The organism is Buchnera aphidicola (Takecallis arundicolens) (assembly GCF_964058945.1).
Classification (GTDB): domain Bacteria; phylum Pseudomonadota; class Gammaproteobacteria; order Enterobacterales; family Enterobacteriaceae; genus Buchnera_L; species Buchnera_L aphidicola_AH.
Map to the genome: position 1 here is coordinate 307,152 of NZ_OZ060369.1, position 24,257 is coordinate 331,408.

General features: G+C 23.1%; 20 protein-coding genes and 5 tRNA genes. 18 read left to right on the top strand and 7 right to left on the bottom strand.

The features are described from left to right. The first annotated feature begins 153 nt into the window (after positions 1-153). From alaS to AB4W50_RS01435, 4 genes are all read left to right on the top strand, one after another. Entirely contained in the window at positions 154-2,766 is a 2,613-nt protein-coding gene (gene alaS / locus AB4W50_RS01420; protein ID WP_367677002.1) for an alanine--tRNA ligase, read from the top strand. 115 nt (positions 2,767-2,881) lie between these two features. Then, positions 2,882-3,082: a carbon storage regulator CsrA gene (csrA, locus tag AB4W50_RS01425; protein ID WP_367677003.1), complete on the top strand. Its 201-nt coding sequence runs from the start codon at positions 2,882-2,884 to the stop codon at positions 3,080-3,082. A 173-nt stretch (positions 3,083-3,255) separates the two neighbouring features. Beyond that, a tRNA-Ser gene (locus AB4W50_RS01430) sits at positions 3,256-3,342 on the top strand. 15 nt (positions 3,343-3,357) lie between these two features. After that, positions 3,358-3,431 (top strand) — tRNA-Arg (locus AB4W50_RS01435). Positions 3,432-3,528: 97 nt separating this feature from the next. Here the strand turns inward: AB4W50_RS01435 and rpiA are convergent. From rpiA to AB4W50_RS01455, 4 genes are all read right to left on the bottom strand, one after another. Then, entirely contained in the window at positions 3,529-4,185 is a 657-nt protein-coding gene (gene rpiA, locus AB4W50_RS01440; RefSeq protein ID WP_367677004.1) for a ribose-5-phosphate isomerase RpiA, read from the bottom strand. 110 nt (positions 4,186-4,295) lie between these two features. After that, positions 4,296-4,366 (bottom strand) — tRNA-Gln (locus tag AB4W50_RS01445). A 9-nt stretch (positions 4,367-4,375) separates the two neighbouring features. Beyond that, positions 4,376-4,461: transfer RNA gene (locus tag AB4W50_RS01450), tRNA-Leu, on the bottom strand. A 7-nt stretch (positions 4,462-4,468) separates the two neighbouring features. After that, positions 4,469-4,542, bottom strand: a tRNA-Met gene (locus AB4W50_RS01455). 133 nt (positions 4,543-4,675) lie between these two features. Between AB4W50_RS01455 and glnS the strand changes: the two genes are divergently transcribed. From glnS to AB4W50_RS01470, 3 genes are all read left to right on the top strand, one after another. Next, the gene (glnS, locus tag AB4W50_RS01460; RefSeq protein ID WP_367677005.1) at positions 4,676-6,313 is read left to right on the top strand and encodes a glutamine--tRNA ligase; all 1,638 of its coding nucleotides are present in this window, start codon (positions 4,676-4,678) and stop codon (positions 6,311-6,313) included. Positions 6,314-6,395: 82 nt separating this feature from the next. Then, positions 6,396-7,703, top strand: a complete 1,308-nt coding sequence (gene eno, locus AB4W50_RS01465) for a phosphopyruvate hydratase (RefSeq protein WP_367677006.1) — start codon at positions 6,396-6,398, stop codon at positions 7,701-7,703. Positions 7,704-7,743: 40 nt separating this feature from the next. After that, a complete protein-coding gene (locus tag AB4W50_RS01470) occupies positions 7,744-8,628 on the top strand; it encodes a 5'-3' exonuclease H3TH domain-containing protein (protein ID WP_367677007.1) in 885 nt (294 codons plus the stop codon). 49 nt (positions 8,629-8,677) lie between these two features. Here AB4W50_RS01470 and yihA read toward each other — a convergent pair whose 3' ends face one another. Continuing rightward, positions 8,678-9,286, bottom strand: coding sequence for a ribosome biogenesis GTP-binding protein YihA/YsxC (gene yihA, locus AB4W50_RS01475; RefSeq protein WP_367677008.1), 609 nt, complete (start codon positions 9,284-9,286; stop codon positions 8,678-8,680). Positions 9,287-9,443: 157 nt separating this feature from the next. Between yihA and typA the strand changes: the two genes are divergently transcribed. Further along, positions 9,444-11,273: a translational GTPase TypA gene (typA, locus tag AB4W50_RS01480; RefSeq protein ID WP_367677009.1), complete on the top strand. Its 1,830-nt coding sequence runs from the start codon at positions 9,444-9,446 to the stop codon at positions 11,271-11,273. On the opposite strand, the gene ygfZ is transcribed toward typA, so the two are convergent. Continuing rightward, positions 11,274-12,233 (bottom strand): tRNA-modifying protein YgfZ, encoded by a 960-nt coding sequence (gene ygfZ, locus AB4W50_RS01485; protein WP_367677010.1) that lies wholly within the window; start codon positions 12,231-12,233, stop codon positions 11,274-11,276. A 189-nt stretch (positions 12,234-12,422) separates the two neighbouring features. On the opposite strand from ygfZ, the gene prfB reads away from it, so the two are divergent. From prfB to AB4W50_RS01530, 9 genes are all read left to right on the top strand, one after another. Continuing rightward, positions 12,423-13,469 (top strand): peptide chain release factor 2, encoded by a 1,047-nt coding sequence (gene prfB, locus AB4W50_RS01490; RefSeq protein WP_367677011.1) that lies wholly within the window; start codon positions 12,423-12,425, stop codon positions 13,467-13,469. A 9-nt stretch (positions 13,470-13,478) separates the two neighbouring features. After that, positions 13,479-14,996: a lysine--tRNA ligase gene (gene lysS, locus AB4W50_RS01495; protein WP_367677012.1), complete on the top strand. Its 1,518-nt coding sequence runs from the start codon at positions 13,479-13,481 to the stop codon at positions 14,994-14,996. A gap of 15 nt (positions 14,997-15,011) precedes the next feature. Continuing rightward, positions 15,012-16,265, top strand: coding sequence for a diaminopimelate decarboxylase (gene lysA, locus AB4W50_RS01500; RefSeq protein WP_367677013.1), 1,254 nt, complete (start codon positions 15,012-15,014; stop codon positions 16,263-16,265). A gap of 81 nt (positions 16,266-16,346) precedes the next feature. Then, complete coding sequence (gene miaB, locus AB4W50_RS01505; protein WP_367677014.1) at positions 16,347-17,678, top strand: tRNA (N6-isopentenyl adenosine(37)-C2)-methylthiotransferase MiaB; 1,332 nt, start codon at positions 16,347-16,349, stop codon at positions 17,676-17,678. Between the two features lie 18 nt (positions 17,679-17,696). Beyond that, a complete protein-coding gene (locus AB4W50_RS01510) occupies positions 17,697-17,918 on the top strand; it encodes a hypothetical protein (RefSeq protein ID WP_367677015.1) in 222 nt (73 codons plus the stop codon). Further along, positions 17,837-18,145, top strand: coding sequence for an rRNA maturation RNase YbeY (gene ybeY / locus AB4W50_RS01515; protein WP_367677311.1), 309 nt, complete (start codon positions 17,837-17,839; stop codon positions 18,143-18,145). Before AB4W50_RS01510 ends, ybeY begins: the two co-directional genes overlap by 82 nt. A 124-nt stretch (positions 18,146-18,269) precedes the next feature. Continuing rightward, positions 18,270-20,828 (top strand): leucine--tRNA ligase, encoded by a 2,559-nt coding sequence (gene leuS / locus AB4W50_RS01520; protein WP_367677016.1) that lies wholly within the window; start codon positions 18,270-18,272, stop codon positions 20,826-20,828. A gap of 28 nt (positions 20,829-20,856) precedes the next feature. After that, positions 20,857-21,834 (top strand): hypothetical protein, encoded by a 978-nt coding sequence (locus AB4W50_RS01525; RefSeq protein ID WP_367677017.1) that lies wholly within the window; start codon positions 20,857-20,859, stop codon positions 21,832-21,834. Between the two features lie 32 nt (positions 21,835-21,866). Next, positions 21,867-22,097 (top strand): sulfurtransferase TusA family protein, encoded by a 231-nt coding sequence (locus AB4W50_RS01530; RefSeq protein ID WP_367677018.1) that lies wholly within the window; start codon positions 21,867-21,869, stop codon positions 22,095-22,097. 20 nt (positions 22,098-22,117) lie between these two features. On the opposite strand, the gene asd is transcribed toward AB4W50_RS01530, so the two are convergent. Next, the gene (gene asd, locus AB4W50_RS01535) at positions 22,118-23,227 is read right to left on the bottom strand and encodes an aspartate-semialdehyde dehydrogenase (RefSeq protein ID WP_367677019.1); all 1,110 of its coding nucleotides are present in this window, start codon (positions 23,225-23,227) and stop codon (positions 22,118-22,120) included. A 259-nt stretch (positions 23,228-23,486) separates the two neighbouring features. Here asd and AB4W50_RS01540 point away from each other — a divergent pair, with 259 nt between their 5' ends. Further along, positions 23,487-24,077 (top strand): YhgN family NAAT transporter, encoded by a 591-nt coding sequence (locus AB4W50_RS01540; protein ID WP_367677020.1) that lies wholly within the window; start codon positions 23,487-23,489, stop codon positions 24,075-24,077. Positions 24,078-24,257 lie beyond the last annotated feature (180 nt).

Here is a 24,257-nt window from a genome sequence, read left to right on the forward strand (position 1 = left end):
TAATATAAAATATATCTTAAAAAATATATTCATTTTTAACTTATAAACTCAAATATAATGTTCACCGAACCGATAAATTGTATAATGATAATAAATAAATTTATATTTTAAAATATAATAAAATACAACATTTATTATATCAATAGGAAATACATGAAATATACAACAAAAAACATTCGTAATATGTTTTTAAATTTTTTTAAAAAAAAAAAACATAAAATTATTTGTAGTGGTTCTTTAATTCCAAATAAAAATTCTAATTTATTATTTACTAATGCAGGAATGAATCAGTTTCAGGATTACTTTTTAGGAAAAAAAACATATCCATTTTCAAAAGTAGCAACTTCACAACGTTGCTTACGTACAGGAGGTAAACATAATGATCTTGATCAAGTAGGTTACAGTGATTATCATAATACTTTTTTTGAAATGTTAGGTAATTTTAGTTTTGGAACTTATTTTAAAAAAGAATCTATTTTATATGCGTGGGAATTGTTGACTGATGAAAAATGGTTTAATATTCCTAAAGAAAAATTATTTGTTACAGTATACCACCAAGATTATGAAACATATAATATATGGAATAAAATAATTAAATTATCAACAGATAATATTATTAAAGTTTATGACAAAGAAAATAAACAATATGAATCAGATAATTTTTGGCAAATGGGCGATACAGGACCATGTGGACCTTGTACTGAAATATTTTTTAAAAAAAAAAATCACAAAAATAATATATATAATTTAGACGATAAAAAACAATGTGTAGAAATTTGGAATATTGTCTTTATACAATTCAATAAAGTAGATAAACATAATGTAATACCTTTAAATACAATATCTGTAGATACTGGTATGGGTCTAGAAAGAATTGCATCTGTGTTACAAAATGTAGAATCAAACTATCAAACTGATATTTTTAAAAAAATAATAAATTATATTCGTGATACGAATAGTTTAATAACCGAAAATACTCAATCTTTACATGTAATTGCTGATCACATTCGAGCTGCTGTTTTTATTATTAAAGAAAAAATTATACCTTCTAATGAAGGAAGGGGGTATATCTTAAGAAGAATAATTCGTAGAGCATTATGTCATGGCCATAAGTTAAATATTAAGAATCACTTTTTATATAAATTAGTTAATATTATTATTGAAACTAATCATAATGAAACTAAACAATTAAAAGATGAAAAAAATTATATCACTCAAATATTAAAAAACGAAGAATTACAATTTCAAACAACATTAAATAACGGATTGAATTTTTTAAATAAAAAAATAAAAAAATTAAAAAATAATAATATAAACCACGAACTAATATTTTATTTATATGATACATTAGGTTTTCCAATTGAATTAACTAAAGATTTCTGTATAGACAATAATATACAAATTAACCAAAAAAAATTAGATAATTTTATATTAAATAAAAATAAAAACAGAAAAAATCAAAACAAAAAAAACATAATCAATAATATTATTTATACAAACTATACATCTAAATTTTGCGGTTACAAAAAATTTGAAGTTACTGCCGTTGTAAAAAAAATATTTATTAATAATCAAGAAAAAATAAAAATATTAAAAAATGAAACAGGGATAATCATTCTTGATAAAACACCATTTTTTGGAGAATCAGGTGGACAAATCGGTGATACTGGAATAATTAGTCATAATGATATATTTCATGTGCAAGATACACAAAATTTTATGAATACAATAGGACATATAGGAACACTATCTTCTGGAAAAATAAAAATTAATGATACTGTTCTTGCAAAAATAAACACAAAAAAAAGATTACTTATACAAAATAACCATACGACAACTCATTTATTACATACAGCCCTAAAAGAAATATTAAAATATCCAATTGAGCAAAAAGGTTCTTTTATTAATGAAGAGTATTTAAGATTTGATTTTTCATACCCATATACAATAAAAATAAATGAAATATACAATATAGAACATTTGATCAATCAAAATATTCAAAAAAATATAATTATTAAAGATCAAATAATAGATTTTCAACAAGCAAAAAATGAAGGTTACATATTTTTAGAAAATAAAATTTATCCATCTAAAGTACGTATATTATCAATTAATAATATTTCAAAAGAAATTTGTAAAGGTACTCATGTGCAACAAACTGGAGAGATAGGTATTGTAAAAATTATTTCATATAAAAGCATATCATCTGGAATTAAACGAATTGAAATAATGACTGGATTACAAGCATTACAAAAAATACAAACACAAGAAAAAAATATAAAAAATATACAAAACATCTTACAAACTCATTATACATCATTGATTCCAAAAATAAAAAAAATTATAACTGATCATGAAAAAATTAAAAAAGAAAATAATTATCTAAATCAAATTATTATTAAATATCAAGAAAAAAAACTAATAAAAAAAATTAAAAAAATTAAAACAATTAATTTTATTATGCATGAAGTAAATATTAAAAATATTAAATCAATAAAAATATTAATAAATTTATTAAAAAAAAAAATATATCCTGGAATTATTATTTTATTTTATGAAAGTCATAAAAAATATATTTTTGTTATTGGTGTTACTAAAAATCTTACAATGTACATAAAAGCTACAAATATTATTCAAATCATTCATGAAAATACAAACAGTATAGGTGGAGGTAAATCAGAATTAGCACAATGTACTAGTGAAAATATTGTTAATATTATAAAAATAAAAGAAAATATTCAAAACTGGATTAAATCTAAAATATAATATACAAATTAGATTAAAAAGATAGATATTATATGAATGTATAAAAAATAAATGGAAAAATTTACAAAAGTAATAATTAAGATTAGAAAAATACATTTTTGCAGGGATTAGAAACATGCTGATTTTAACTCGAAGAGTTGGAGAAACACTTATTATAGGTAATGAAATAACAATCACAGTATTAGGAGTTAAAGGTAATCAAGTCAGAATTGGTATTAACGCCCCAAAAAAAATTTCTATACATCGTGAAGAAATTTATCAAAAAATACAATCTAAAACTCTTTTTTATGATTTTAAATTATTTAAATTATATTAAATGTTATATGTATAAAGATTCATACTATAAATAATAAACAATATTAGATAACATATTGATTTTTTATTATAATTATCATATCATATATATAATACATTAGATATAAAAAATAAATTTGACTAAATTTATAAAAAAAAGTATTATGAAATATGAACAATAAAAAGAATCAAATTGGTGAGGTGGCCGAGTGGCTGAAGGCGTTCCCCTGCTAAGGGAATATACATTGTATTGTATCGAGGGTTCGAATCCCTCTCTCACCGAATACAAAAAAAATCGCATCCGTAGCTCAGTTGGATAGAGCACTCAGCTACGAACTGAGAGGTCGGAGGTTCAAATCCTTTCGGATGCAGTAAATAAAAAGTACATTTAATTTAAAATATTTCATAGAATTATTTATAATAAGTTGAAAAGTATACATTATAATTTATATTAATAATATTATACTACTATTTTAAAATTTTAATTCCAGATTTTGTACCAATCAATACTATATCAGGTGTATTTATTGAAAATAAACCAACAGTTACTACACCGGGAATAGAATTAATTAAATTCTCTATTTCAGATGGGTTACCTAAATTAAGATCATATACATCAATAATAATATTCCCATGATCAGTAACATAACCTTCACGATATTTTGGTTTCCCACCTAATTGTATTATTTTTTTTAAAACATATGTATAAGCCATAGGAATAATTTCAATTGGTAAAGGAAAACGACCAAGCTGTTTAACTAATTTTGATTCATGAATAATACAAATAAATTTTTCTGATGTTGCAGCTATAATCTTTTCATTTGTTAATGCACCGCCTCCACCTTTAATCATTTCTAAATTATCATTAATTTCATCAGCACTATCAACATAAATAATTGGGTGAGAAACTGTACTTAACTCAAATACTTGTATTCCATATTTATGTAACATAAGAGTTGTATAATAGGAACTAGATACTGCACCAAAAATTTTTTTTTTTGTTTTATACAATGCTTTAATAAAATATAAAATAGTTGAACCAGAACCAAATCCAATCATAGAATTATTAGGAACATAGTCCAATGCAGCTAAGGAAACCTGTTTTTTTAGCTTGTCACATTGCATATAAGCTATCATAATTCTAAATAAAAAATAACTATCTTTAAAACAAAAAATACGAAATATACTGTATTGAAATAACATAACTAATCTTGCACTAGTATTGTTATAAAAAACTGGGGTACCTGGATTCGAACCAGGGATGCCGGTATCAAAAACCGGTGCCTTACCACTTGGCTATACCCCAAAACTAAAATACGGGAGGCGAGATTTGAACTCGCAAACCTAAATTAAGGTGCCAGATCCTAAATCTGGTGCGTCTACCTATTTCGCCACTCCCGTATAATAATAGCTACGAAGGGAATCGAACCCCTGACCCCAGCGTTATGAGTGCTGTGCTCTAACCAACTGAGCTACGTAGCCTTATTTTGAATTATACTAATTCATATGATTTTGTCAACAAATTGTTAAATAATAAAAAACATAATATAATAAATAATATTATTAAAAAAATAATATTTTTATAGTAACATTTTAATATTAAAGTAAGGTAAAAATGCAAAACTTAAAAAACAAAAATACTAGTTTTATACATAAAATAATTGAAAACTTTTTTAAAAAAAATAAAAAAAAAACTTTACACACAAGATTCCCTCCAGATCCAAATGGTTATTTGCATATCGGACATGCAAAATCGTTATGTATAAATTTTGGTCTCGCACAACAATATCATGGAAAATGTAATTTAAGGTTTGATGATACTAATCCTAATATTCAACATAATAAATATATTACAAAAATCAAAAAAGATATACTATGGTTAGGTTTTAAATGGAATAAAAAAACTAAATATTCTTCAACATATTTTAATAAAATATATAAATATGCTATAGAACTGATTAAAAAAAATTTAGCTTACGTAGATAAATTAAAAAAACATGAAATCCGTAGTTATCGAGGAACCTTGACTAAACCCGGTACAAATAGTCCATATAGAAATCAAACAATTGAAGAAAATTTATTATTATTTAAAAATATGATGTTAGGAAATTTTTCAGAAGGAACAGTATGTCTTCGAGCTAAAATTAATATGCAATCTCCCTGTATTATAATGCGAGATCCAATTTTATATAGAATTAAATTTGTTAAACATAATAAAACTAAAAAAAAATGGTGTATTTATCCTACATACGATTTTGCACATTGTATCTCTGATGCTATAGAAAATATTACACATTCCTTATGTACACTTGAATTTCAAGATAACCAAAAATTATACAACTGGATATTAAAAAATATTACTATTATAAACCATCCTAAACAATATGAATATTCAAGATTAAATTTAGAATATTGTACACTTTCAAAAAGAAAAATAAAAATATTAATTACAAATAATATTATTAAAAAATGGGATGATCCCAGATTACCAACAATTGCAGGTCTACGAAAAAGAGGATATACAGCCTCATCAATACGAAATTTTTGTCATAAATTAGGTATTACTAAACAAAATAATTTAATCCAAATGTCGTCATTAGAATCATGTATTAGAAAAGAATTGAATATCACTACTTACCGAACCATGTCAATCTTAGAACCGATAAAAATTGTTATATGTAACATGTATCATAAATTTCAAGAAAAAATAAATGTTTTAAATCATCCAAAAAATTCTCAATTGGGAACACAAAATATTATATTTTCAAATATATTATATATTGAAAAAACAGACTTTCAAGAAAAACCTAAAAAAAAATACTATAGATTAACTTTAGGAAAAACAATAAAATTAAAATATTCTTATATATTGACAGCACACTCCATTAAAAAAAACCATAATAACAAAATTACTAAAATATTTTGTACATTTCATAAAGTACAAAACAATAAAAAATATTCTATAATTCATTGGATATCAATACAAGATACAATACCAGCTGAATTTCGCATTTATAATTATCTATTTACAACTAAAACACCAAGTACAAAAAAAAACTTATTATCTCATATTAACCCTGAATCTAAAATAAAAAAATTTGGTTTTATTAACAAAAACATAATAAAAAATTTAGAAATATATAGATATCAATTCGAGAGAATTGGATATTTTATTACAGATAAAAAAACGTATAATAAAAAAAAAATAATATTTCATCAAATAGTTACATTAAAAGAAAATTGGAATAAATAAAATAATATAGTTTTAAATATAATATAGCTATTATGTTAATATTTATAAAAATAAAATTATTTTCTTAAAATTTGGAAGAAATATGTCTAAAATAAAAAAAATTTTTTCTAGAGAAATTATTGACTCTAGAGGAAACCCAACCATTGAAACAGAAGTGCATTTAACAGACAATTCTATTGGTATATTTTCATGTCCTTCTGGAGCTTCTACTGGTTCCGATGAAGCACTAGAATTACGAGATCATGACATGACAAGATTTTTAGGAAAAGGCGTTTCCAAAGCTGTAAATATAGTAAATACATTAATATTTAATGTTTTACAAGGTAAAAATGCATATGATCAAAAAAATATTGATCAAATCATGTTACAATTAGATGGTACAAAAAATAAAAAAAACATAGGAGCTAATTCTATTTTATCTGTTTCTATGGCTACAGCAAAAGCAGCAGCACAATCTAAAAATATACCTTTTTATCAATATATATCAGAATTAAATAATACTCCTAATTGTTTTTCTATGCCACTACCTATGATAAACATCTTAAACGGAGGTAGTCATTCTAACAATAATCTTGATATACAAGAATTTATGATACAACCTGTTACAGCAACTTCTATTAAAGAAGCAGTTAGAATGGGTTGTGAAATTTTTCATAGCTTAGGACAAATAATTAAAAAAAATAATATGAATACATCTGTTGGTGATGAAGGAGGATATGCACCTAATTTAAAAAATAACGAATCTGCTATTCATTTAATTCAAGAAGCAGTACAAAACGCAAAATATATATTTGGAAAAGACGTAACATTAGCTATAGATTGTGCTGCTTCTGAATTATATAATCCTAATACTAAAAAATATCATTTAAAAGCTGAAAATAAAGAATTTACTTCAAAAGAATTTAGTCATTTTCTTAAAGAATTAACATTAAAATACCCAATTACATCTATTGAAGATGGCCAAAGTGAATTAGACTGGACAGGTTTTGCATATCAAACAGATTTATTAGGAAAAAAAATTCAAATTGTCGGTGATGACTTATTTGTTACAAATACCACAAAATTAAAAAAAGGCATTACAAAAAACATAGCAAATGCTATTCTAATTAAATTAAATCAAATTGGTACGTTATCAGAAACGTTAGATACTATTAAAATGGCTAAAAAATACAATTATGCTACAATCATATCGCATCGATCTGGAGAAACTGAAGATTGTACTATTGCTGATTTAGCCGTAGGTACACAATCAGGACAAATTAAAACCGGATCTATGAGTCGCTCTGAACGTTTATCAAAATATAATCAATTAATACGAATTGAAGAAAAATTAGGTAATACAATCTCACCATTTTATGGAATTCAAGAGTTAAAACGGTATAAAAAATAATTATATTTATGTCAATAAAAAATTTTTATATTAAATAATTATGTATAAAAAAAAAATTGTTATTTTAATAGATGGGCATTCTTATCTATATAGGATATATTATTCAAAAATTAAAAAAATACATGCACATTTAATTTGTACACAAGTTATATATAGTTTTTTATATACATTAAAAAATATACTAAAATACTACAAACCAGAAAAATTAATTATTATATTTGATAGTAAAAAAAAAAATTTTAGAAATAAATTATTTCAGCAATATAAAAATAATCGACCAAATATGCCTAATTTATTAAAATTAATTTTATTTAAAATACAAAATATACTAATAAATATAGGCATACCAATATTAATTATACCTACAGTTGAAGCAGACGATGTAATAGGAACGTTATCGAAAATATCAGAAAAAAAAGGAAAATTTGTATTAATTATTACATGTGATAAAGATTTATCGCAATTAATTAATAATAATATTTATGTATTAAATCATATTAATAATTCTATTTTAAATGTCGAAACAATAAAAAAAAAATATGGTATTGTTCCAAAATTAATTATTGATTTCTTATCCTTAACTGGAGATACAGTAGATAATATTCCAGGAGTTGTGGGAATTGGAAAAAAAACAGCTTCCATTTTAATAAAAAATATTGGAAATATTAAAAAAATATATAATAATTTAAATAAAATTAATACATTAATTATAAAAGGGAAAAAAAATATTATTTATAAACTACAAAATGGAAAAAAGATGGCTTTTTTATCATATCAACTTGCAAAAATTAAAATTGATGTGAATTTAAATAAAACATATGAATCATTAAATTTTTGTTCATTATATAGTCCTTGTACATTTAATAATTTGTATTATATTAAAATCATATATGATATTAAAAATACAATCATCAATATCATTTAATATAAATTAATTCTATAAAAATTATTATATTTTTTATAAAAATAAATATTTATAAATATATATATTCATTGAACCATTGATTGATGATATCTAATACACGTATTACTCCTATAGATTGCAAAGATGAAAATAAAATAATATTAATATTTTTACAAATAAAATTATTTTTTTTTTGTAAAATATCAATTTGTTTTTTTTGATATGAAAAACTCACTTTATCACATTTTGTTAATAAAATAACAACATTAATATATTTTTTTTGAGCATAATTTAATAATTTAATATCTTCCGTTCTTAACAACCTCCTAATATCAATTAACAGTAAAATTCCTTTTAAACATACTCTATTCTTAATATAATTAAAAATTAAATTATAATTCTTTTTTTTATTATTATATACTGTAGAATATCCATAACCAGGCAAATCTACTAAACGTAAATTAGAGTTTACCTCAAAAAAATTAATCATATTTGTTCGACCTGGATACCTACTAAATCGAGATAATTTTTTATTATTAGTTAAACAATTTACTAAAGTTGACTTTCCAGAATTCGAATAACCAGTTAATGCAATTTCAATACCTTCTGTTTTTACACCAATACATTTTGCATTAATAGAACTTGTTAAAAAACTCGCACTATTATAATTAATATTCATAAATACAATACTCATGATGAAAAATTTAAAAAAACTAATTTAAAAATATCAGAATTTATAAATATTCATGTATTTTTTATTAATCAAAAAAAATTATATATTATATAAAAAATATATCATAAATACTATAATATAACTAATTAAAACAAGGTATAAAATGATTAAAAAACTTCGAAACATCGCAATAATTGCACATATTGATCACGGAAAAACAACTTTACTAGATAAATTATTAGAACAATCAGGATCATTAAAAAATTACAAAGAGCAATATAGCAGAATTATGGATTCAAATGTATTAGAAAAAGAACGTGGTATAACAATATTTTCTAAAAATACAGCAATCCAATGGAAAAATTACCGAATTAACATTATTGACACTCCAGGACATTCAGATTTTGGAGGCGAAGTAGAACGTGTACTATCTATGGTAGATTCTGTTTTATTAATTGTTGATGCTGTTGATGGTCCAATGCCACAGACACGTTTTGTCACAAAAAAAGCATTTGAATATAATATCAATCCAATAATTGTAATTAACAAAATTGACAGGGAAAATGCTCGAACTGAATGGGTAATAGAAAAAATTTTTGACTTATTCGTCAACCTAAATGCAACAGATAAACAGTTAGATTTTCCAATTATTTATACTTCAGCAATATTAGGAAAATCAGGAAAAAAATTAAATAATATCCAAAATAATATGTCTGAATTATTTAAAGCAATTATTAAATATACTCCTATACCAAAAGTTGAATTAGAAGGAAGTTTACAAATTCAAATTTCCCAATTAAATTATGATAATTATTTAGGTATTATAGGTATTGGTAGAATACAAAGAGGAGAAATTATAATTAACCAAAAAGTCGCAATTATTGATCGCAATGGAAATATTAGATATGGTAAAATTGGTAAAATTTTAAAATACTTAGGTTTACAACAAATTGAAATAAAAAATGCGACAGCTGGAGAAATTATTGCAATTACCGGATTACACGAATTAAAAATTTCTGATACTATTTGCGATATTAAAAATATCCAACCATTACCTCCAGTAAATATAGAACCACCAACAGTAAATATATTATTTTCAGTAAATACATCTCCATTTTGTGGAAAAGAAGGTAAATATCTCACATCAAATCAAATTGGTAATCGTCTGAAAAAAGAAAAAATGCATGATGTTGCATTATGTGTACAAGATACTTTACATCCTAATACTTTTTCTGTATCTGGAAGAGGAGAATTACACTTATCAATATTAATCGAAAATATGAGAAGAGAAGGATTTGAATTCGAGTTATCACGTCCAAAAGTTATTTTTAAAACAAAAAATAACATACAAATGGAACCATTTGAAAATGTAATAATAGATATTGAAGAACGTCACCAAGGTATAATCATGGAAACTATGGGCCAAAAAAAAGCAAAAATGATTGATCTAACATCTAGTGCTGATGGTAGATTACAATTAGAATATATTACATCTAGTCGTTCATTAATTGGATTTCGTAATCAATTTATGAACATGACATCAGGAACAGGAATATTTTATTCATCATTTCTCAATTATGATACAATTCAATCAGGACATATACATCAAAGAAAAAATGGTGTTTTAATTTCTAATGCTACAGGGTTAAGTACGGGATTTGCATTATTCAATTTACAAGATAGAGGACAATTATTTATTGGACATGCTATCAGGGTTTATACAGGACAAATTATCGGAATACATAACCGTTCCAATGATTTAACAGTAAACTGTTTAACAGGTAAAAAGTTAACCAATATGAGAGCATCAGGTACTGATGAAGCTATTACCTTAACTCCAATTACCAAAATAACATTAGAAAAAGCATTAGGATTTATTAATGATGATGAATTAATTGAAGTAACACCAATATCTATACGTATACGAAAAAAATATCTTAATGAAAATGATAGAAAAGTAGCACACCGTAAATCGAATAAAAAATCTATTTAATTAATTAATATTATTTTCAAAAATAGACAATGAACTAGTTTGATCTAACATCAGACGAAATAAATTATTATGAATATTTTTTTTATTAAGCACACATTGTACTAAAAATATATTTTTTACTATATTTAAAAAAAATACAGTATAACCAACTTTTCTCCAAGAACCATTACAATATGTTTCAATATTCGAATAAATACCTATTGGAATATTGACATAACCAATTAAACAATATAATCTTTTATTATTTAAATTATTAAAATATATTTTTGAAATCATTTCTTGACCACAATAACAACCTTTATAAAAATCAATACCTTGTAAAACATCTAAACTTAATTCTTGAGGAAAAAATTTTTGAAATACAGGTTGTTCAATAATTGGTATACCAAATTTCATATCACAAAATAACCAATATTTTTTTATATTGGGTATATTATTTTCAACTAATATTTTATTGAAATGACATATTTTTTTTTTTTTTATAATTAGTAAAAACCGAATAACAGGTTTACAAAAATATAATATTATACAATCTTTAAAAAATACAACCGTATTCAAATCATTAGGTACATATGGAAAATAAGATAATAAAATTGATTTCGACTGTTGACCAACTAAACCTAAAAATATATAATTATGTAATTCTTTAATATGTACTTGTGAAAATACTGTATATTTCCTAAACTCCTGCATTTGTATATTACAAATGCTACTTCTTTGAATATAGAAATAATCTTTCTTATTATGAAATAAACGTAATATACTGTTAATTCTACCTTGATGATTACAATTTCCACATAAAATATGTGTTCCAAATTGTAATTTTAATATATTAGCAGTAACATGATTTTGTAAATATTTTTTATTATCTAAACCAGATACTTGAATTATAGACCACCCTGTTAATAATTCAAAAGAATTAATATTGTTATTAAATTTGCTTAAGTATGATGAGATCATAATAAATAACTTCGAATATTTTTATTAATATTAAATTTCATATTATAATCTTTATTATATCAAATAAATTAATTTAATATTTTTTAATATAAAAAAAATACACATTATTTCAAATTTTAATCCCTATTATATAAATATAATATAATTGAAAATAAAAAATTTCAATAAAAGTATAGGATTAAAAAATTTATGATAAACAATACATATCATGAAAAAATTCAAAAAATCATTATAAAAATAAAAGATTTAGAATATAATTTACTAAATAAAAATAAAAAAATAAATAAAAATAATATAATTGAAATTAAAAACCAAACACCACGAATACAATATTGTATTAAAAAAATTAATAAAATTAAAAATGCTATATTCGATATAAAATCATTATTAAAATTATCTTATGATATCAAAGACGATAGTATTTTATATGATATTTCAATTGAATTAATTGAAATACAAAAAAAACTTATAGATATACAAAATTATAGTATTTTTCAAAAAAAATATGATGATTGTAATTGTTACCTAGATATACAATCTGGTTCAGGAGGAATAGATGCACAAGACTGGTCTAAAATGTTGTTACGAATGTATTTAAAATGGTTAAGTAGAAAAAAATTTAAAACAGAAATTATCCAAGAATTATCTGGAGAAATTGCAGGTATTAAATCAGCTACTGTACGTGTCATTGGAAAATATGCATTTGGATGGCTACGGACTGAAACAGGTATTCATAGATTGATAAGAAAAAGTCCTTTTAATTCAGGAAATCGTCGTCATACTTCTTTTAGTTCAGCATTTATATACCCTGAAATAGATAATATAATTAAAATTAATATTAATCCATCTGACCTACGAATTGATGTTTATCGCGCTTCAGGTGCTGGTGGACAGCACGTAAATCGTACAGAATCCGCTGTGAGAATTACACATTTACCAACATCAACAGTTACACAATGTCAAAATGAACGCTCACAACACAAAAATAAAGAACAAGCTTTAAAACAAATGCAATGTAAATTATACAATTTAGAATTAAAAAAAAAAAATTACGAAAAAAAAATTATTGAAAAAAATAAATCTTCCATTGGATGGGGTAATCAAATTAGATCATACGTTTTAGATCATTGCCGCATTAAAGATAGTAGAACTGGCATTGAGATTCGAGATACCCAATCAGTACTTGATGGAAACCTAGATGTATTTATTGAAACAAGTTTAAAAATAGGATTATAGAAAAATATTATGCTACTTAAAAAAAAAAATAATCAATTAATTAATGAAAATCATGAATTAAAAATTAGAAAAAAAAAATTTATAACAATTTGTGAAGAAGGATTTAATTTTCCTAATCAATTCAAGCCAAATACTACAATTTCACAACTTAATAAAACATATATAGAATACACAAAAGATCAACTATTAAATCTAAATATTATGGTAAATGTCACTGGACGTATTGTAAAACAACGTATTATGGGAAAAGCAGCATTTATTGTAATACAAGAAATGATTCAATACATGCAAATTTATGTTACAGAACAAAAAATATCTTATGATTTTTATCAAAATCAATTTAAAAAATTAGATATAGGTGATATTATTGCAATAACAGGTACAATATTTAAAACAAAAACTGGTCAATTATCTATTTATTGTACAAAAATTATTCTTTTATCAAAAGCATTACGACCTTTACCAGAAAAATTTCATGGTTTAACTAACCAAGAAATTCGATATCGCAAAAGATACTTAGATCTATTATCTAATCAATCAAGTATGATAAATTTTATTCGTAGATCAAAAATTTTAAATATTATTCGTAATTTTATGCATGTAAATAAATTTATTGAAGTTGAAACACCAATGCTACAAAATATTCCAGGTGGAGCTACTGCTAAGCCTTTTATTACTCACCATAATAGTTTAAATATAAATATGTATTTACGTGTTTCTCCAGAATTATACCTTAAACGACTAATTATTGGAGGATTCACAAAAATTTATGAAATTAATAAAAATTTCCGTAATGAAGGTATTTCATACAAACATAATCCTGAATTTACTATGATGGAACTTTATATCGCTTATGCAAATTATCAAGATTTAATGCACTTTATAATACAATTTTTAAAAAATATTATATATAAACTAACCAAAACTGATAATATTATATATCAAAAACAAGTTTTACACGTCAATAAACCCTATCAAAAATTTACTATAGAAGAAGCAATTACATATTACAACCCATTAATCAAAATTAATGATTTAAAAAATGTTAAAAAAATAAAAAAAATTGCACAATTATATAATATATATATAAAAAACAATTGGAGTATTAATAAAATTTTATTAAAAATATTCGAAATTACAACAGAAAATAAATTAATACAACCAACATTTATTACAGATTATCCTATTGAATTTTCACCATTAGCACGTAGTCATAATAACAATAAAAACATTACAGAGCGATTTGAGTTTTTTATGGGCGGTATAGAAATCGGTAATGGTTTTTCCGAATTAAATAATGCTGTTGATCAAAAAAAACGTTTCTTAAAACAAAAAACCGATATTAAAAGTTTCAATGATAAACAAGAATCATTATATGATAAAGAATACATTGAAGCGTTAGAATACGGTATGCCGCCTACAGCTGGTTTAGGTATTGGTATTGATAGACTGATTATGATTCTCAATAACCAAACAAATATAAAAGATGTAATATTATTCCCTACACTACGTCCAACAACCCAATAATTTTATGGTATTACTATGATTAATTTTTTTAAAAAAACAAAGTTAACAATTAAAAAAGATATATTACCAATTTTACAAAAACAAACTGGACCAATTTGGATATATGACGCAGATATTATTAAAAATCAAATTCATAAATTAAAAAAATTTGATATAATTCGTTTTGCACAAAAATCATGTTCTAATATTCATATATTACAACTTATTAAAAAATTAAATGTAAAAATAGATGCTGTATCATTAGGTGAATTAGAGCGTGCATTAATATCAGGATTCAAAGCAAAAAATGATGAAGTGGTCTTCACTTCTGATATTATTGATGAAGATACATTAAAAAAAGTTATTGAATTAAAAATTACAGTTAATGCTGGATCATTAAATATGATCAAAAAAATAGGTCAATTATCCCCTGGACATCGCATTTGGTTACGTATTAATCCAAAATTTGGGCATGGACACAACAAAAAAACCAATACAGGAGGTGAAAATAGTAAACACGGTATTTGGGAACCAAAATTAGCCATACCAATAATAAAAAAATATAAACTACACTTAGTAGGCTTACACATGCATATTGGATCCGGTGTAGATTATAAACATTTACAAACAGTTTGTAATGCCATGGTAAAACAAGCAATACAATTAAATCAGAATATTCAATTTATATCAGCAGGTGGAGGATTATCTATACCTTATCAAAAAACAGATATACCAGTTGATACTGAACATTATTTCAAATTGTGGGATCATGCAAGAAATAAAATATCACAATATTTTAAAAATAAAATTCAATTAGAAATTGAACCTGGTCGTTTTTTAGTTGGCGAATCAGGAATTTTAATTGCACGTGTATACGAAATCAAAACAGTTGGAAAAAAAATATTTACTTTAATAGAAGCAGGATTTAATGATTTAATGAGACCAGTATTATACGGTAGTTATCATTATATATCAATTATCCCAATGGATAATAGAGTATTGAATAATTGTCAATACATAAAAACTATTATTGGTGGACCGTTATGTGAATCGGGAGATGTATTTACACAAGATGCAAAAGGTACATTAATAGAACGTATACTACCAAAAGTAAAAATTGGTGATTATATTGTTTTCCATAACACTGGTGCATACGGTGCATCTATGTCATCAAATTATAATAGTAGACCATTAATACCAGAAATATTATTTGAAGATGGTATTCCAAGGGTTATTCGTAGAAAACAAACAATATATGAATTATTAAAACTAGAATTAGAATTAACTTAAAATACACAATTCTTATAGTATTAAAAATTATACTCTATCAATGTAATAACATAATCTTATTTTAATAAAAGAAATAAAAAAATGAATAAAAATGAAAAAAAGTTTTATATAAAAACTTGGGGATGTCAAATTAATGAATATGATTCATTAATGATTGCTAATACATTAATACAAAATACCTCTTATATTCAAACAAATAACTTTTTTGAAGCAGAAATTTTAATTTTAAATACATGTTCTATTAGAGAAAAAGCACAAGAAAAACTTTTCCATCAATTAGGTAGATGGAAAAATTTAAAAAATCAAAATAAAAATATCATTATAGCAGTAGGGGGATGTGTTGCAAATCAGGAAGGAAAAAAAATTATTAAACGAGCAAATTTTGTTGATATTGTTTTTGGGACTCAAACATTACATCGTTTACCAAACATGATTGCAAAAAAAATACAAAAAAATAAAATATTTATCGATATCAGTTTTCCAAAAATGGAAAAATTTAAAAATATGATACAACCTGTATGTGATAATTATTCCATTTCTATACCAATTATGGAAGGATGTAATAAATATTGTTCATTCTGTATTGTACCATACACTCGTGGTAAAGAAATTAGTCGACCATTTCATGATATTATTAATCATATCACTATTCTATCTCAAAAAGGAGTTAAAGAAGTACAATTATTAGGACAAAATGTAAATTCATACAAAAGTATTGATACAGATAATAAAAAATATACATTTTCAAAATTATTAAGAAGTATTGCGCGAATTCCTAATATTGAACGAATTAGATTCATTACTAGTCATCCCATGAATTTTACTGATGATATTATTTCTGTTTATCAAGATGTACCACAAGTAGTAAGTTTTCTACATCTACCTATCCAAAGTGGTTCTAATAAAATTCTAAAATTAATGAAACGTCCGTATTCTATTGAAAAATACAAAGTAATTATTCAAAAATTAAAAATAGCACGTCCAAATATACAAATTAGTTCTGACTTCATTGTAGGATTTCCTGGAGAAACCGAATATGATTTCGAAAATACAATGAATATTATAAAAGAAATTAACTTTGATATGAGTTTTAGCTTCATATATTCCCCTAGACCTGGTACACCAGCATCAAAATTACAGGATACAGTTAACATAATTGAAAAAAAAAAAAGATTACAAATATTACAAAAACAAATTAAAAAACAAACATTATATTGGAATAAAAAAATGATTCATAGTATGCAAAAAATTTTAGTTCATCAAACTATAAAACAACAAAAAAACTATTACATTGGGACAACAGAAAATCATAGATCAGTATTTTTTTATAATGAAAAAAACGTACTTGGTAAAATTATCACGGTAAAAATTACCAAAAAAAAAAATAATATTTTTCAAGGTCAATGTATATAATTGTAGGAAATAAAAGATATGAAAAATATAAAATTAAATTTACAAGTTAGTACTAATATAAAAAATTTTATTCCAAAAAAAAAAAAAATTTTTCACTGGATTAAATCTATATTAAAAAAAAAACAGAAATTACAATTTGTATTGTTAATATACAAGAAATTAAAAAACTTAATTTTATATATCGTAATCAAAATAAACCAACAAATATACTATCTTTTCAATATCCAAATATGTATATAAAAAATTATTTATTTATTGGAGATTTAATAATTTGTGCAAAAATTTTAGAAACAGAAGCTAAAATACAAAATAAATACATAGAAGCCCATTGGGCGCATATCATTATTCATGGAATATTACATTTAATCGGTTATAATCATAATAATAAATATCAAGAAATAATTATGGAACAAATAGAAATTGAAACTATGAAAAAACTAGGATATAAAAATCCATACATTATTTAAGATTTTACAATACATAAAGTACATTTAATATAAAATTTATAACAAAAAATAAAAAATTAAATATATATATAAAATAGCTAATATTATACTTTCATGAAAACTGTTATTAAGAATATTATTAAATATGAAAAAAACATATGAACCAAATATATTAGAACCAATTGTACAAAAATATTGGGAAGAAAACAAAACTTTTAAAGTAGTTGAAAAAACAAATAAAAAAAAATATTATTGTCTCGCTATGCTTCCCTATCCATCCGGGAAATTACATATGGGACATGTAAGAAATTACACCATTAGTGATGTAATTGCTAGATATCAACGTATGATTGGAAAAAATGTACTACATCCAATTGGGTGGGATGCTTTCGGTTTACCAGCAGAAGAAGCAGCAATAATAAATCATACTCTTCCAGATATATGGACAACTGAAAATATTCAATATATGAAAAAACAATTAAAACAATTAGGATTCAGTTATGATTGGGACCGAGAAATTACTACCTGTAATCCAAAGTACTATCACTGGGAACAATGGTTTTTCAAAAAATTATACAAATTAAATTTAATATACAAAAAAACTGCATTAGTTAATTGGTGTGAAAAAGATAAAACAGTATTAGCTAACGAACAGGTTATTAATGGACAGTGTTGGCGTTGCCAAACTACTATTACTACAAAAATGATACCACAGTGGTTTATTAAAATTACTAATTATGCTGAACAATTATTACAAGATTTAAATTTGTTAAAAAAATGGCCAAAAAAAGTTTTATCTATGCAAAAAAATTGGATTGGAAAACAAAAAGGATTTGAGATTGTTTGTGACATCTATTCATCACCAGAAAAAATAATAATTTATACTTCAAGATTAGATTTATTATTTGGAATAACGTACATTTCAATATCACCATTACACGATTTAGCAAAAACAGAACTAAATACAACAGAAATAAAAAACTTTATTCAAAATAGCTATACAATTAATAACAGTACTACAAAAAAAATACATTATTTTGGTAAAAAAATATCAAAATATGCCATTCACCCTATTACCAAACATAAAATACCAATATGGATTACAAATTATATTAACCTAGAATACAATATTAATTGTACCATGTCTTGCCCAGCGCACAATCAATATGATTGGAATTTTGCAAAAAAATATAATATTCAAATACAATATGTTATATTAAATAAAAATTGTAAACAAAACAAGGATACATTCCATCCAACAAAAGATTCAAGTATATTATATAATTCATATCAGTTCAACGGATTAAATACTAAATTAGCTGTAAAAAAAATTTTTTTATTATTAGAAAACATGAAAATTATAAAAAAAAAAAATATATATCGATTACAAGATTGGAGCATATCTAGACAAAGATACTGGGGTGCACCTATTCCTGTAGCATATTATAATAAAAAAACTATACTTATACCAGATAAACAATTACCAATAATACCCCCTAAAATTCATACTATGAATGAATTCAAAAATATTAGTAAAATTTATAAAAATTGGTCAAAAATTACTATTAATAATCTTATTATGAAGAAAGAAACTGATACATTTGATACTTTTGTAGAATCTGCATGGTATTATATTAGATATACTGATCCGAAATATTATGGTATGGTTAATACAAAATCAGCAAATTATTGGCTTCCAATTGATCAATACATTGGAGGTATTGAACATGCTACAATGCATTTAATATATTTTCGCTTTTTTCATAAATTATTATATGAATTAAAACTAATATCTTGTCCAGAACCAGCAAAAAAACTACTATGTCAAGGTATGGTATTAGCAGATGCTTTTTATTATATTAGTACAACAGGAAAAAAAAAATGGTTGATACCTGAAAATATCAAAATTATTAAAAATAAGTATGGTAAAATAGAAAAAATGATTACAAATGATAAAAAAAAAGTTATACATGCAGGTATGACTAAAATGTCAAAATCAAAAAATAATGGAGTTGATCCTGAAAACATGATAAAAAAGTATGGAGCAGATACTATTAGGTTATTTATTATATTTGCTGCACCAGTACAATCAGATATTGAATGGAATGAATCTGGAGTTCAGGGTATGCACCGATTCTTACAAAAACTTTGGACCATAATTTATAATTATAAAAATAAAATTGAAAATAATATTATTAAAAAAACACAATATACAATCCAAGAAATGCAATATATATTAAATACAACAATTTTAAAAGTATCACAAAACATTGAGAAACGTCAATCATTTAATACAGCAATTTCTGAAATTATGAAATTTTCAAAATTAATTTATAAAACGTATATAAAACAGGATATAAAACAAATATTCTTAAAAAAAACTTTAACAAACATTTTAAAAATGTTATACCCATTTGCTCCACATTTTAGTTTTATCGCATGGAAAGAATTAAATAAAAATACTATAATTGATAATGTATCATGGCCAAAATATGATCCTAAATTTACCGAAACCACTCATATAAATTTAGTAATCCAAGTTAATGGAAAAAAGAAAGATATTTTACTCGTACCTAAAAATATTGAAAAGGATAAAATATTATATATGATTAATCAAAATAAAAAATTATTACCAATACTTAAAAATAAACAAATAAAAAACGTTATTTATATACCAAATAAAATTATTAATTTAGTCATATAAAATTATGATTTCTTATATAAAATATAATATGATAAAAAAAATAACCATTACAAAAATAAATTGTTATTTTATTTTAGAAGAAGATTTCTTTCTTGCAAACGAAGTACAAGAATTTATATTACAACATTATAAAAAAAAACAATATGATTATATTATTAAAATAATAATTAAATCAAATGATACATGGAATAAAGTATATCGCGAATATCAACAAACAGATTTTTTCTTCAAAAAAAAAATATTATTAATAATACTAAAAAAAATAAAAAAAAATTATAATTTATATCAAATATTACAAAAAATACAAAAATATAATAATACAAATATAATACTATTAATACGGATTACAAATAAAAATTATGATAATAATAGCATAATTTTAAAAAATATTGTTACGTCAAATCAAATTATTATCGATTGCCCATATTTAACAATACAATATACAAAAATATGGATTAGAAAAATAATCCATACTATAAAATTGAATTTATGTTCTGAAATCATTGCTCTATTATCATATAATTATGAAAGAAATTTATTAATGCTATTTAAAATTTTAGAAATTTTTAAAATAATTAGTTTGAATCATAAAATAACAAAAAAATACGTTCAAGAAATTTTATCCGATAATGTATCGTTTAGTATAAAACATTGGATTTATGCATTATTTTCAAAAAATCACATGCAAGCAATCAGAATGTTAAATTTTTTTAAAAAAAACAAATATAATATATCATACTTGATACGATCAATACAAAAAAATTTGATATATTTAATTCATATCAAAGAAAATTATCTGTATAAAAACTATTTATGTTCTTTTCAACAAGATATCATATTTCATGATAACACACTGAAATTAAAAACCATAACTAAAAATATAAGTTATAAAAAAATATTTCAAACTATCAATATTCTAAAAATATTAGAAATAAATAATAAAAATCATAAACACGAACTACTATGGGAATATATAAAAAAAATTATTTTTATATTTTCATCATAAACACTATAACATACTAAAAATAAAAAATATTTATGTCACTAACAATATTCAATCTTACTCATTTTAGATGTCCAGATACAATCATTATGTTAAAAAAAAAAATAAGAAATACTAAAAAAGAAAATATAATATTAGTTTTATCGAATGATATCTCTACAAAATGGGATATTCCATTATTCTGTACATTTATGAAATATCAATTAATAAGTAAAAAAACTATTTATAAACCATATAAATTTTTAATAAAAAAAATAAATTTATAATTTTATGTAACTAATTATTTTTAGGTACTTAATAAAATCATTAATGTTCTACGTAACGGTTCTGCAGCACCCCATAATAGCTGATCGCCAACGCTAAAAACAGATAATAAATTTGTACTTATATTTAATTTTCTTATTCTACCAACAGCAATATTTAATGTTCCAGTGACAGCACAAGGTGTTAATAAATTTAATGTTGAATGAACGTTATTAGGAATAATCCTAATCCAATTATTGTGTTCTTGTAAAATATTGTGAATATTCGAATAAGACAAATCTTTTTTTAATTTTATAGTAAATGCTTGACTATGACACCGAAAAGTACCAACTCGTACACAAGTACCATCTATTGGAATAGTATTATTAATATTTAAAATTTTATTTGCTTCAACTTGTACCTTCCACTCTTCTTTAGTTTGATTATTCTGCATAGCACAATCAATCCAAGGTAATACATTACCTGCTAAAGGTGCAAAAAATTCTTGCTTTGGAAAATTAATTTCCTGAATAGATTTTGACATTGTTTTTTCAATATCTAAAATTGAATATTTTTTTTTATACAACTTATTTTCAACAGATTGATATAAATAACCCATTTGTTTGACCAACTCGATAATATGTCTAGATCCTGCACCAGAAGCGGCTTGATAAGTAGAAAATAAAACCCATTCAATTAAATTATTAAAAAATAATCCACCTAATGCCATCAACATCAAACTAACAGTACAATTACCACCAACAAAAGTCTTAACACCAATATTTATAGCTGAATAAATATCCTGTAAATTAATAGGATCTAATACAATTATTGCATCTTCATGTAATCTTAATGAAGAAGCTGCATCAATCCAGTATCCATTCCAACCTAAACTACGTAATTTTTGATACGTATCATCCGTATATTTTCCACCTTGACAAGATATGATAATATCCATCGTGATTAAACAATCAAAATTATATGCATCCTGTAATATATTACTTTCTTGAATATTTGGTCCAACCTTACCTGGTTGCGATGTTGAAAAAAATACAGCATGAATATTACTAAAATTATTTTCTTCAACCATACGTTGTATTAATACAGAACCTACCATTCCTCTCCAACCAATGAAACCGACAGTCTTCTTCATAAGTATTATACTCAAAATAATTTAATTAATAAAATCATATAAATAATATAATAATATATTTAATTTTTTTAGTTTTAATTAATGTTTTCAAAATACATAATTTGTTAATATTATTAACAAATCAATATTATTTAATTAAAAGTAAAAAAATTACTGTATATTATTTAACACAAATAATAAAATTATTTATAAATATATTCTACAATATTACTTTATAAAAAAACGAAATTTAAATTATAATTATCAATAAGGAAAAAAAATGAATGAAATGATTTCTACTACCATATTATTAATACTAATTATGGATCCATTAGGTAATTTACCTATTGTGATGTCTATTCTTAAACATTTAACCCCAAAAAGACGTATATTTGTCTTGTTAAGAGAAATGATTATTGCACTAGGAATTATGATTTTTTTTTTACTAGCAGGTGAAAAAACACTATCAATACTTGATCTAAAAGCAGAAACTGTCTCTATTGCAGGTGGGATTATATTATTCCTAATTGCAATCAAAATGATTTTTCCAGATGAACAAAAAAATGATAAAAAAACTGATTTAACAGAACCATTTTTAGTGCCATTGGCTATACCACTAGTAGCAGGACCATCATTATTAGCAACATTAATGTTATTGTCACATCAATATTCCAATCAAATATTAACATTATCATTATCTTTATTTATTGCCTGGAGTACTACTGTTTGTGTACTTTTATTATCAGATGTATTTTTAAAATTTTTAGGACCAAAAGGTGTAAATGCTTTAGAAAGGTTAATGGGACTCATACTAATTATGCTATCAACACAAATGTTTTTAGATGGTATTACAACATGGTGTAAACTATAATTTAAATATTATTATTAAATTTTTTAAAATATATAGTATGCAATATATTAATTAATGGTGTTATATATTACATCAAAAAAAAATTAAAACATAAAAAATAAAAAAAAAGAAATATAATAAATTTTATTATATAAAATATTTATTAATAAAGATTATTAAATAATAGCTATAAATACAATA